This window comes from Paraburkholderia sediminicola (genome assembly GCF_902859805.1).
GTDB lineage: Bacteria > Pseudomonadota > Gammaproteobacteria > Burkholderiales > Burkholderiaceae > Paraburkholderia > Paraburkholderia sediminicola.
Window position 1 is genome coordinate 396,504 of sequence record NZ_CADIKC010000002.1, and the last position, 11,872, is coordinate 408,375.

An 11,872-nucleotide genomic window follows, 5' to 3' on the forward strand; every position below is an offset into this window, starting at 1 on the left:
CAGATACGATGCCGAATATGCGCATCGCATGGCATACTCTTCTTCAAATCCAGATGCCCGTATCGATATCGACGAGCTGGAATAGATGGACATGTGCGATAGCAGAAAACATCGAAACGAAACTGCGGCGCTGGTAAAGTGCCGGTGACTTCGTTGCTTCCAACATGGGTTCACTCACCTCGTGACGCCGCAATGCCCTTCAAGCCAAATAAAAGAAGCGCCCGCGACCTGATCGTGCTCCGCACGCGGCATCTTCCGGCCGTCGCTGTGCTGAGCCTGTCCTTGCAAGGGTGCACGCTGCGCGGCGCGCCGTCGTATGAGATCTTCGGCGCCTACTTCCCGCTCTGGCTGTTGAGCGCGGTGGTCGGACTCGTCGGCGCGCTCGTCGCTCATCGGATCTTCGTGTCCACGGGGTGGGCGCAGGTCGTTCCGCTTCAGCTTTCCGTTTGCCTCGCGATCGGTTTGACGGTCGGCGTGCTCTGCTGGCTTTCGGGAACAGGACAGCTCTTATGAAAATCGCCGGCAAGCGCCAAGCCTCCATCAAGGGCCGTGTGATCGCGGGCGTAATCGTCGTACTCGGCCTCGCGGCGGCCTGGTACGGTTATGACCGGACCACCCGGTTTCCGTCGACGGACGACGCGACGATCGATGCCGACGTCGTGCACGTCGCGTCGCCGGTCGGCGGCCGTATCATCAGACTACCGGTGGAAGAGAACCAGCGGGTCGCAAAGGGCGACGTGCTCTTCGAGATCGATCCTGTGCCTTACCGGCTTGCGGTCGCGCAAGCCCAGGCCGACCTCGAACTGGCCCGCGCGTCGCTCGACACGCGACGCAGGTCGATTGTCGGCGAGCGCGCCACGGCGGTGATCGCCGGCGATCAGACCGGCAAAGCGGCTCACAACTACGAACTGGCAACGCGCACCGTGGAGCGGCTCACGCCGCTCGTGGCGAAGGGCTATGTCCCGGTTCAGCAACTGGATCAGGCGCAGGTCGCCCAACATGACGCGGCGTTGTCGCTCAAGCAGGCGCAGGAGCAGAAGCTGGCCACCGCGCAGACGATCGGCGACGAAGCGGGCGCCATCGCCTCGGTGCATGCGCGCGAGGCCGCCCTCGCGCTTGCGCAGCGCGGTCTCGAGGACACCGTCGTGCGCGCGCCGCAGAATGGCTTCGTCACGGGGCTATCGGTGCTGGCGGGCGAGACGATCGCGCCGCATCAGTCGATCTTCACGCTCGTCCACGCGGACGAATGGTTCGCCGTCGCCAACTTCCGGGAAGGCGCGCTCGCGCGGATCGAGCCAGGCGATTGTGCGACCGTCTATTCGATGATCGACCGCAGCCAGGCGATTCACGGCAAGGTGGTCGGCATCGGCGCGGGCGTGACCGATTCCGACCGTATCAATCTGCCGCGCACCTTGCCGATCGTGCAACAGTCCGTCAACTGGGTGCGGGTCGCCCAGCGTTTCCCCGTGCGTGTGCGGCTCGACGAGCCGGCCGCCCGGCTGGTGCGGATCGGTGCGAGCGCGATAGTCGAGGTCCGGCATGGCGCAGCCTGCCGGTGATCTTGCCCGACCGGGCCCCGCGGACATCCTGAAGCTGCTTGCGCCCTATCCCGGGCGCGCGGCGATGGCGAGCCGCATCGCGCTGATCTGCGCGCTGACGGCGTTCGTGACGAGCGCGTACGGCACGCCGGAAGCCGCGATCTCCGCCTATGTCGTGTTCTTTCTGAACCGGCCCGACCGGGTGCTGAGCGTGATGCTTAGCTCAGCGCTGCTGGTGCTGGTCACAGTAATGATCGGATTGGTCACGGTGGTGGCCATGTTCGCGCTCGACGATCCCATGTGGCGGGTTGCGTGCATCACGGGGCTATCGTTCGGCCTGCTGTTCGTGACCTCGGCGAGCAAACTGCGGCCGGTGGGCGCAATCCTCGCGATGATCGTCGGCTTTGCGCTCGACGAACTCGGCAGCGTACCGTTCGGCGAAGTGGCGACGCGCGCCCTGCTCTACGTCTGGTTGATGGTCGCGATTCCGGTCGGCATCTCGATCGGCGTCAGCCTGTTGATCGCGCCGTCGCCGCGAAAGCTGGCCGGCCGCGCGCTCGCGAAGCGTCTGCGACTCGCGGCGCAGAGCCTGGTCGAACCCGAGGCGAGTGCCGACGAACTCAGCGCATGCCTGCGCGAGGGCGACGCGGAAATCGGCACGTGGCTCAAGCTCTCGGTCGTCGACGGGTCGTCGGTGCGTGACGATGTCGGGCCGCTGCGGCAGGCCGTGTCGTCGACGCTGAGGATTCTGGTCGCGGCCGATCTTGCGGCGCGCGAAGCGTCGGGACGGCTGCCGGCATCGTTCGCCGCGCCTATTGCTGAGACGCTGGAGAACATGGCGCGGATACTTGAAGCAGGGGGCTATCCAGTCGATATCGAACTCAAGCTGCCCAGCGTGAACGAACTGACGCCGCTCGCGCGGCTTGTCGTCGAGGATCTGCACGATGCGATCACGCGCTTCGCCGTAGTGGAGGCGCAAGCTGATGTCGCAGGCGCGGGCAAAGTCGAAGCCGCCGCGCGAACCGAAGCGCACCCTCAGGCTCAAGTCAAAGCCGAACCCACGCCGCCACCCGCCGCGAAGGGCGGCGGGTTCTTCCTGCCGGACGCCTTCACCAATCCCGAACACGTCCGCTACGCGCTGAAAACCACCGTGGCGGCGATGTTCTGCTATCTGCTCTATTCGCAGATCAATTGGCCCGGCATCCACACCTGCTTCATCACCGTCTACATGGTGTCGCTCGGCACGACCGCCGAGACCGTCGAGAAGATGACGCTGCGGATCGCAGGATGTCTCGTCGGCGCGCTTCTGGGCATCGCGGCGATCGTGTTCGTCACGCCCGTGCTGACGTCCGTCGCCGGGTTGATGACACTCGTGCTGGTCGGTGCATGGCTCTCGGCGTGGATCGCTTTCGGTTCGCCACGGATGGCGTATGCCGGCTTCCAGATCGCCCTGGTGTTCTTCATGTGCGTGTTGCAGGGCGCGGCGCCTGGCTACGATCTGACGCTTGCGCGGGATCGCACGATCGGGATTCTGATCGGCAACGTGGTCGTCTATCTGGTTTTCACGCGCGTGTGGCCGGTCAGTGTGGCCGCGCGCATCGACATAGGGCTCGCCGCGCTGCGGCAGCAATGGGAACGACTGACGGCGCTGCCGGATGCCGTCACGCGCCGGGCGCAGGCCGCGAGCGCTATGGCTAAGTGCGGCGCGCTGGAACAGGACATCGCGCTGATGCATTACGAGCCGTCGTGGGTTCGCCCCGAAGCGCAGTGGATCGCTGAGCGCCGCAGCGCGCTGGCGAAGCTCGACGCGCTGGAAGGGCCGATGTTCCTGCTCGCCGAACGCCGACCGGGCGATGCCGCGATTGAAGGCTGGATCAAGCGGGCCATGGACGAGCTTCCGATGCCGTCGGCTGAAACCGGCGCCAAGGTCACGCCGTTACCCGTCGCCCGGAATGCGGCTTTACCGGAAGCCGCAGCCCACGACGACACTCGCACCGTTTTGCTACGCCTCGGCGATGCACGCCTCACTCAACTCGAACACGCTGCGTCGGACGATGCAGCGAAGGGACTCGCGACCCATGCGCCGGCTTAACCCTTCATTTGCACTGGCGATCCTGGCCGCAGCGGGTTTGACCGGATGCGCCACGTCATCGCTGGACATGGCGCCGGAGAGTCCCGACCGTCCGTGGCAACCGCAGACGGACGCGACGGGCGCCATCGTGCCTGGGCCGGCTTCTGCGTCGGCTTCGGTTGCTTCCACTGCATCGGCTAACCCGGCGCCCTCGACTACCGCCGCGCACAGCTACCAGTTACCCGCCAATCCCGCCCTCGCCGCCGTGCCACCTCCACCCGCACTCGAGCAGGCACACGCATACGACCTACCCGAACTGATCGACCTGGCAGAGTCAGCGAATCCGCTCACGCGCATCGCCTGGAACGACGCCCGCAACGTAGCACTCGCGGCCGGCATCGCGAAGAGCGCGTATCTTCCGCAGCTGTCGGTCGCGGCGATGGGGCAATACGCCGGTTTTCATAATTCGGATACGTCCGTGCTCGGCGATTCCTCATCGAGCGTAACGGGACACGGCATGACTTCGGTGGTCGCGCTGCAATGGCTGCTGTTCGATTTCGGCGGACGCGCCGCGCGCGTCGAGGCCGCGTCGCAGGCCTCGGTGATGGCGAACATCGCCTTCACCGCCGTTCACCAACAGGTGATCTTCGACGTCAGCGTCGCGTTCTACGCATATCAGGCCGCGCGCGCCCGCATCGTCACGACACAACAAGGTCTCGACAACGCCGACGCGATCCTCGCTGCCGCACAGTCGCGCTACAAACATGGCGTCGGCACCGTCATCGAAGTCGCGCAGGCCAATCAGAATCGCGCTCAGGCAAGGCTCGCGCTGGTCCAGGCGCAAGGTGGCGAGAGCAACAGCTATCTCTCGCTGATCGCCGCGATGGGGATTTCTCCGTTGTCGAAGCCCAGGATCGCCGAGATGCCGGCGCACACGCTGCCCGCGATCACGAACGACTCGATCGACCGGATCGTGTCGTCCGCCATCGCTCGACGCCCGGATGTATTGAGCGCCTATGCCGCCGAGCGGGTCAATCTGGCGAAAGTGAAGGCGGCCGAGTCGGACTTCATGCCGAAGGTATTTCTCTCGGCGAACGGCGCGTACAACACCGGCAGTTCGTCGATTTCGGCGGTGCCGGCCATCGGCCAGCAACTGCCGACAGTGAATCTGAGCGGCGGTCGTTACGGCGGCAGCGTGATCGTGGGCGTGACGATTCCGCTGTACGACGGCGGCTTGAGATCGGCCGTGCTCGCGCAAGCGCGCAACGATGCCGACAGCGCCTCGACCCGTCTTACTCGAAGCCGCGAAGAAGCGGTTCGGCAGATCGTGGCTGCGCAGAATACGCTGCAGACGAGTCTTGCCGCACAGGCCGCGTCCAAAGAGTTGCTGGCCGCCGCGCAAACGACGTATGACGCCGCGTTCGACGCGTACCGGCACGGCGTCGGCTCGGTCACCGACGCATTGCTTGCGCAGAATCAGTTGCTGGCAGCGAAGAACGCGGACGCCGATAGTTACAGCAGTTCGTTATCCGCAGCGGCGGCGCTTGCGCTGGCGACTGGCTCGATTGACTCGATTCCGATGCGGGACAGTTGGTGAGCGCATTGTTGTGGATGTGTGTACGGATTGAACCCGCGGCGTCACCCATTCATTTGCGCTTCACGCGTCTCGCGAACTAGCGTCTCAACCAGTTCCGCCGCCGGCATCGCCCGCGAAAGCCGCACGGCCTGTCCGGCCCATTGCGCCGCATACTCAGCGCTTCCCTGCGCTTTCGCGGCCGCATTCAAAGCCTTGCCGGCGTCATAAACAATCGGATAGTCAGGCAACGCGGGGCGCGCCGGGTCATCGCCCAACTCACTGAACCGGTTCTCGATGCCGCGCGCCGCCCTGCCGGAAATCGCGCTAATGAACGTCGTGCGGCTCTCGGGACTCAGCAGTGCGGCGCGATACGCAGCATCCGCAGCCGATTCGGGCGACGCCACGAAGGCAGTGCCGAGTTGCGCCGCCTGGGCGCCCAACGCCAACGCAGCCGCAATGCCCGCGCCGTCCATGATGCCGCCGGCCGCAATCACCGGGAGCGAAATCTCGCGCACAATCAACCGCACGAGCGCCATCGTTCCGAGCAATTCGTCCGGTGCCGAGGGGTCGAAATTACCCCGATGGCCGCCGGCCTCGGCACCCTGCGCGACGATGCCGTCCAGCCCGGCCGCCTGGATCTGAGCGGCTTCATCGAGGTTAGTGGCACTCGCCACCAGCATGATCCCGGCTTCGCGCAACGCCGCGATTTTCGCGGCCGACGGCAAGCCGAAGTGAAAGCTGACCATTGCCGGACGCTCGTCGAGCAACATCTCGAACATCGCGTCGTCTTCGACAAAACTCGTGTAGATCTCGCGCAGCGCCGCCGGCGGTTTCGCACCGAAACGTGCGAAGTGCGGCGCCAGATACTCGAGCCAACGCGCCTCCCGAACGGGATCGGCAACGGCTGCCGCGTGGGTAAACACATTGACGTTAAACGGCTTGCTGCTCAGCGCACGAATTTCGTGGATCGCCGCACGCGCGCTCTGCGCGTTCATCGCACCGACACCGAGCGAGCCCAGCGCGCCCGCATTCGATACCGCCGCCACTAGCGCCGGCGTGCCCACGCCCGCCATCGGTGCCTGAATGATCGGCAAGGCAACGCCCAACCGGGCGAGCAGATTCGGAGAGTCCTTCATGTCCTCAGCCCCTTGAAATCTCGATGCGCTCAGCGTTGCCGTGCGCGTATGTTTGTGATCGATTCGCCGCCCCAGCCCCAATTGTCCGTATCGACTTCCTCGATCACGACAAAGGTGGCTGCAGGGTCCTTGTGCAACACGCGCACCATGAGATCGGTGGCGCCCTTGATCAACTCGGCTTTCTGCTCGCGCGTGACGCCTTCGCGCGTCACCTCAATCTTGATGTACGGCATGATGCCCTCCTTTCAGTTGCCCCGGGTTCGACGGGGGTACTACCGGCGGCCGGCCGCCGTTCCACCATCCACAAGCGCCTGAGCGTTCCGCGCTCTGTCCGGCTCCCACGTAACTCACTATACTTATGCCACTCGCGTCGATAAATACGCTCATGTTAAATTCATTTGATACGCCAGGTAATGAATAGCCCGCGGATTGTCGAACGAACCAGTAAGCGTCAATTCGACGACTTGATGCTCGGCAGCATCGAATTGTTCTGTCTCGCGGCGGAACTGGAGAGCTTTACGGACGCCGCCACCGCAGCCGGCGTCACGCCTGCGGCGGTGAGCCGCTCGGTGTCGCGGCTCGAGGAGCGCCTGGAGGTGCGGCTCTTCGTCAGAACCACGCGCCGTATCCGGCTGACCGATGCGGGCAGGACGTACTACGAGCGTTGCCGCGAAGCGCTCGGACAACTCCTCGACGCCGAGCGCGAAGCGACCGGCCAACAATCTGCCGCCGCCGGCGTGTTGCGCATCAGCATGCCGACGCCCTACGCGCACTATCGCGTACTGCCCATCCTGCCGGCCTTCCGCGAACAACATCCACAGGTCCGGGTCGACGTGCACATCAGCAATCGCAACATCGACTTCGCTGAGGAAGGCTTCGATCTGGCGATTCGCGGCAGCGCACCGGGCGAATCGAATCTGATTGCCCGCAAGCTCGAAGACGCGGAACTGGTCGTGGTGGCCAGTCCCGCGTATCTGTCACGCGCCGGAATGCCCAGATCGATCGACGATCTCACGCACCACGATTGCATCCAGTTCGACCTGCCGAGCAGTGGCCGCAAGATTCCGTGGCTCTTCAAAAGCGGCGAGCAGGTGCAGGAGTATTTCACCGAGGGCGGTTATTCGAGCGCGGGCGACGTGCTCGGCGGCGTAACCCTGGCGCGCAGCGGCGCGGGACTGTTCCAGACGTATCGTTTCGTGGTTGAGCGGGACCTCGCAACTGGCGGTCTGGTGGAAATGTTGCCGGCGTTCGGCGGCGCCTCGCGGCCGTTCGTGCTGCTCTATCCCCACAAGCGCCATGTGTCATTGCGGGTGCGGAGCTTCGTCGATTTTCTTGTCGAGACGCTCGGTTCCGCGCGGCGCGACGACGCCACTTCGTCCCTTCCCTGAAGGCTGACCGGCGATGGATCGAATCGACGCGATGAAGGTATTCGTTTGCGCCCTCGACGAGGGCAGCCTTGCCGCAGCAGGCCGGCGCCTCGGCCGCTCGCCCGCCGCCGTGAGCCGGGCCATTGCGTTTCTCGAGGCGCATGTCGGCATGGCGCTACTGCATCGCACCACGCGCACGATCAAGCTGAGCGAAGCCGGCGAGCGTTACGCCGCCTCGTGCCGGCGAATCCTGACCGACCTCGAAGAAGCCGATCTGATGATTGCCGGCGAACGCGCGGCGCCGCGCGGCACGCTGACGCTGACCGCGCCCGTGGCCGCCGGTCAGGACTTCCTGCGTCCGCTGCTCGACGAGTTTGTGGACCAGTATCCGGAAGTCACCGCGCGCCTCTACCTGCTCGACCGCCCCGCCAATCTGATCGACGAAGGAATCGACGTCGCGCTGCGCATTGCCCACCTGGCCGATTCGACGCTGATCGCGATGCCGGTCGGCGAAGTACGCCGCGTGGTGGTTGCCGCGCCGCGCTATCTCGCCAACCATCCGCGCCTCAAGGAACCTGGCGATCTCGCCCAGCACCGGATTATTTCGATGACGCATTTCGGCGTCGATTCGTGGAGCTTTCCGTCGTCGAACAATTCCGCTGCGCCGCAAACGGTGCACTTCACGCCACGGTTGATCGTCAACAGCGTGCAGGGCGCGGTGGCCTCCGCCGTCGACGGGCACGGCGTCACGCGGCTATTTTCGTATCACGTGGCCGAACAGGTCCGCGACGCTTCGTTGAAGATCGTCCTGACCGGCTACGAGCAGGCGCCGCTCCCCGTTCATCTGCTTACGCCGCAAGGCCGTCTAGCGGTGCCGAAAGTCCGGGCTTTCGTCGACTTCGCGCTACCCCGTCTACGCGCCCATTTCAGCGCGCTCAAAGCGATCACCGACGCCGATTAAACCGCCGCGCGGAAGAATAACTGCCGCGCGGCGGCGATTCTCTCGCCGCGCGTTTGTTCGTAAACTGTTCGCCATGGGTAACAGCTGCGGCCAAACCTGGCTGCAACGCCAAACGCATGGAGCAGACAATGGACTCGGGACAGAACGTGGTGCTCATCGCCGGTGCGCGATTGCGCGCCGGATCACGGGGGGCGTTATGAATCAGCCAGCTAACGCCGCGGCCGGTCAGGTCGGGATGGGGTTGACGAACAACGCCACCAGCTACGCGGCGCGAAACACACTCTACTGGCGTCGCAACCTGTTCATTTGCGTGTTCGGCTCGTTTACCACCCTCGTCAGTTTGAGCATGCTGCTGCCGTTTCTGCCGCTTTACGTGCAGCAACTCGGCGTGACTTCGCAGGCCGCGATCGTGCAGTGGTCAGGCGTGGCGTTCGGCGCGACCTTTCTCGGTACGGCCGTCACGGCGCCGCTCTGGGGACGTCTTGCCGATCGTTACGGACGCAAGCCGATGCTCGTGAGGGCCGCGGTCGGCATGGCGATTGTGATGTCCCTGATCGGCATGGCGCACAACGTGACCGAACTGGTGATATTGCGGCTGCTGGCCGGTTTGATCGGTGGCTATGCGTCGGCGTCGATTGTGATGATCGGCACCCAGGCGCCGCGTGAACGTGCGGGGTGGGCACTCGGCATCCTGTCGACCGGGTCGCTGGCCGGCAGTCTCGTGGGTCCGCTGGTGGGTGGCGTGCTGCCCTCGTTGATCAGCATTCGCAGCACGTTCTTTGCCGGCGGCGCGATGATCGCCGTGGCCGCACTGCTGACGATCCTGTTCGTGCGCGAAGATTTTCACCCGGACTCCGACACCAAAGCGCGCGCCTCGACCCACGCCACGGCGCCGAAGCTGGCCAACCGCACGGTGATGATCACGCTGCTGCTCACCGCGATGATGGTGCTGCTCGCCAACATGTCGATCGAGCCGATCATCACCGTCTATATCTCGCACCTCAATGTGCCGACCGACCATCTGGCCCGCACCGCCGGCATCGTGATGGCATGTTCGGCGTTCGGCAGCATGCTGACCGCGGCGCGGCTTGGCGCGCTGGCGGATCGGATCGGCAGCTGGAACGTGATCATCGGTTGCCTCGTATTGACCGGGCTCGTGATGGTGCCGCAAGCATTCGTCACGCACTGGTGGCAACTGGCGGCCCTGCGCGGGTTGATGGGCATGACGCTGGCCGGTCTGCTGCCGTCGATCGCGAAACTGGTCCGGCACACGGCCACTGAAAGTCAGTCGGGAACGATGCTCGGGTATCTGCAGTCGGCGCAATTCGCCGGCCAGGTTGTCGGGCCGCTGATCGGTGGCGTGATCGGCGTCCATCTCGGTCTGCACGCTGTGTTCTTTGTCACGGGTTCGCTGTTGATTGCCTGTGCTGTGCTCGGTCAAGCCGTGCGGAATCGGCCGATGCACGCGTGACGGCAACTGACTCGCACCACCTCAACGAGCGAGCCATGTAACCGCTGATGTCTAGCCATCAGCCCTGGGCAACGCAGCGTCCAGGTTTTCATTCACCCGCAGCAACAACGAAGCCAGTTGCTGCTTCTCTTCGGCGCTGAAGCCGGCCAGCGCCTGACGACTCACCGCTTCCATGACGGATTTTCCCGAAGGTAGTTGCCGGGCGGCGGTGTCCGTCAAAGAAATCAAGCGGCTGCGCCGGTCAGCCGGATCGGCAACACGCTCGACCAACCCATCGCGTTCCATGCGGTTGAGCAACTGCGCCATGCTGGACTGCTCGACCTCAACGAGACGGGCCAATTCGGCCTGAGACAGCGCGCCTGCTTTCTTCAGCGTCACCAGCACCGGCACCTGGCTCATCGCAAAGCCGAGCTCGCGCAACGGTCCCTCGACGACCCGCGCAAATGCGCGATTGGCGCGGCCGATGAGTTTTAGCGGATTGTTCAAGCTTTTCCCGGTCATGTTGACTTTAGATAGGAGCCTATGTTTATATATAGGTACCTATTATATATGTCAGATCGTACCCAGTGACCAAAATTCCTCGTATCGCGATAGTCGGCGGTGGCCCCGCCGGTCTGACGCTCGCCCGCATTCTCCATGTCGCCGGTTTTCAAAGCACGGTTTTCGAGCGTGACGCCGATCCGCATGAGCGTCCGCAAGGCGGCACGCTCGATCTTCACGAGGAATCAGGGCTTCTGGCGCTCGAACGGGCAGGACTGTTGCCGGAATTTGAAGCGATTGCGCGTTACGAAGACCAGGGCACTCGCCTGTTAAACAAGACCGGCAAGGTGCTGTTCGAGGAGAGCGGCGAAGGCGGTGATCGCCCGGAAGTCGACCGTACGGCACTCCGTGCCACCCTGATCTCGGCGTTGCCGGACGATAGCGTGCGCTGGGGCTGTACGGTGCGAGAAGTGCTCGATCAGGGTGACGGCACCTGGCATCTGAGCTTCGACCACGGTGTGGAAGGCCCCTTCGATCTGGTTGTGGGCGCGGATGGCACATGGTCACGGATCAGACCGATCCTTTCTCCTTACAAGCCGCAATATAGCGGTCTAACCTTTATCGAGTTCGGGATAGACGACGTCGACCGCCTCCACCCTGCCCTGTCGACGTTGGTCGGTCGCGGCAAAATGTCCGTTGAAGCCGACGGCAAGGCAATCATTGCTCAACGCAACGGTCATGCGCATATCCGCGGCTACGCCATCTTCCGCGTCCCAACCGACTGGATTGGCAAGCACTTCGACTTGAGTAGGCCCGACACAATGCGTGAAGCCCTCAACCGGGAGTTCGATGGTTTTGCTGAAGATATCGTCAGGCTATTCGCTGCCAGCAACGAACATTTCGCGGTGCGACCGATTTATGCACTCCCGGTCGGTCATTGCTGGACCAACCGTGCCGGGTTGACGTTGCTCGGCGATGCCGCGCACGTCATGTCGCCGTTCGGCGGCGACGGCGTAAACAATGCGATGCTGGACGCCGCTGAACTGGCTCGGCTGCTTATCGAACGCGAAAACTGGGCAGAGGCGGTGATCGAGTTCGAAACGCAGATGTTTGCGCGGACGGTCGAATCTGCTCAAGGCGCGGCGGACGCTGCGGCTACGCAACTGTCGCACGACGGCGAAGCGCTGACGCTGGAGATGTATCGATCGCATTCAGCGGCACATCTCGAATCCGCGGGTTGAAGAAGACGCCGGGCTGGGGCGACGTTGGCCA

At 64.2% G+C, this 11,872-nt stretch carries 11 protein-coding genes; 8 read left to right on the top strand and 3 right to left on the bottom strand.

Annotated elements, in window-relative coordinates:
- The first annotated feature begins 192 nt into the window (after window positions 1-192).
- Genes R8871_RS10300 through R8871_RS10315 form a run of 4 tightly spaced genes read left to right on the top strand, consistent with a single transcriptional unit; the run spans window position 193 to window position 5,206 of the window.
- Window positions 193-513 carry a hypothetical protein gene (locus tag R8871_RS10300; protein ID WP_175050339.1) on the top strand — a complete coding sequence of 107 codons (321 nt, stop codon included), beginning with the start codon at window positions 193-195 and terminating at the stop codon, window positions 511-513.
- Window positions 510-1,559: a multidrug transporter subunit MdtN gene (mdtN, locus tag R8871_RS10305; protein WP_175050340.1), complete on the top strand. Its 1,050-nt coding sequence runs from the start codon at window positions 510-512 to the stop codon at window positions 1,557-1,559. The genes R8871_RS10300 and mdtN overlap by 4 nt, the downstream gene beginning before the upstream one ends.
- Window positions 1,540-3,630 (top strand): FUSC family protein, encoded by a 2,091-nt coding sequence (locus tag R8871_RS10310; RefSeq protein WP_175050341.1) that lies wholly within the window; start codon window positions 1,540-1,542, stop codon window positions 3,628-3,630. The genes mdtN and R8871_RS10310 overlap by 20 nt, the downstream gene beginning before the upstream one ends.
- Window positions 3,617-5,206: a TolC family protein gene (locus R8871_RS10315; protein WP_175050342.1), complete on the top strand. Its 1,590-nt coding sequence runs from the start codon at window positions 3,617-3,619 to the stop codon at window positions 5,204-5,206. The genes R8871_RS10310 and R8871_RS10315 overlap by 14 nt, the downstream gene beginning before the upstream one ends.
- Before the next feature lie 41 nt (window positions 5,207-5,247).
- On the opposite strand, the gene R8871_RS10320 is transcribed toward R8871_RS10315, so the two are convergent.
- Entirely contained in the window at window positions 5,248-6,321 is a 1,074-nt protein-coding gene (locus R8871_RS10320) for an NAD(P)H-dependent flavin oxidoreductase (RefSeq protein ID WP_175050343.1), read from the bottom strand.
- A 29-nt stretch (window positions 6,322-6,350) separates the two neighbouring features.
- Window positions 6,351-6,554 carry a tautomerase family protein gene (locus R8871_RS10325; protein ID WP_175050344.1) on the bottom strand — a complete coding sequence of 68 codons (204 nt, stop codon included), beginning with the start codon at window positions 6,552-6,554 and terminating at the stop codon, window positions 6,351-6,353.
- Window positions 6,555-6,734: 180 nt separating this feature from the next.
- Here R8871_RS10325 and R8871_RS10330 point away from each other — a divergent pair, with 180 nt between their 5' ends.
- From R8871_RS10330 to R8871_RS10340, 3 genes are all read left to right on the top strand, one after another.
- The gene (locus tag R8871_RS10330) at window positions 6,735-7,709 is read left to right on the top strand and encodes a LysR family transcriptional regulator (RefSeq protein ID WP_175050345.1); all 975 of its coding nucleotides are present in this window, start codon (window positions 6,735-6,737) and stop codon (window positions 7,707-7,709) included.
- A 13-nt stretch (window positions 7,710-7,722) separates the two neighbouring features.
- Window positions 7,723-8,649 (top strand): LysR family transcriptional regulator, encoded by a 927-nt coding sequence (locus R8871_RS10335; protein WP_175050346.1) that lies wholly within the window; start codon window positions 7,723-7,725, stop codon window positions 8,647-8,649.
- Window positions 8,650-8,845: 196 nt separating this feature from the next.
- A complete protein-coding gene (locus R8871_RS10340) occupies window positions 8,846-10,120 on the top strand; it encodes an MFS transporter (protein WP_407673133.1) in 1,275 nt (424 codons plus the stop codon).
- A gap of 51 nt (window positions 10,121-10,171) precedes the next feature.
- Here R8871_RS10340 and R8871_RS10345 read toward each other — a convergent pair whose 3' ends face one another.
- On the bottom strand, window positions 10,172-10,540 hold the full coding sequence (locus tag R8871_RS10345) for a MarR family winged helix-turn-helix transcriptional regulator (protein WP_246287513.1): 369 nt from the start codon (window positions 10,538-10,540) through the stop codon (window positions 10,172-10,174).
- A 146-nt stretch (window positions 10,541-10,686) separates the two neighbouring features.
- Between R8871_RS10345 and R8871_RS10350 the strand changes: the two genes are divergently transcribed.
- Window positions 10,687-11,841, top strand: a complete 1,155-nt coding sequence (locus R8871_RS10350; RefSeq protein ID WP_175050348.1) for an FAD-dependent oxidoreductase — start codon at window positions 10,687-10,689, stop codon at window positions 11,839-11,841.
- Window positions 11,842-11,872 lie beyond the last annotated feature (31 nt).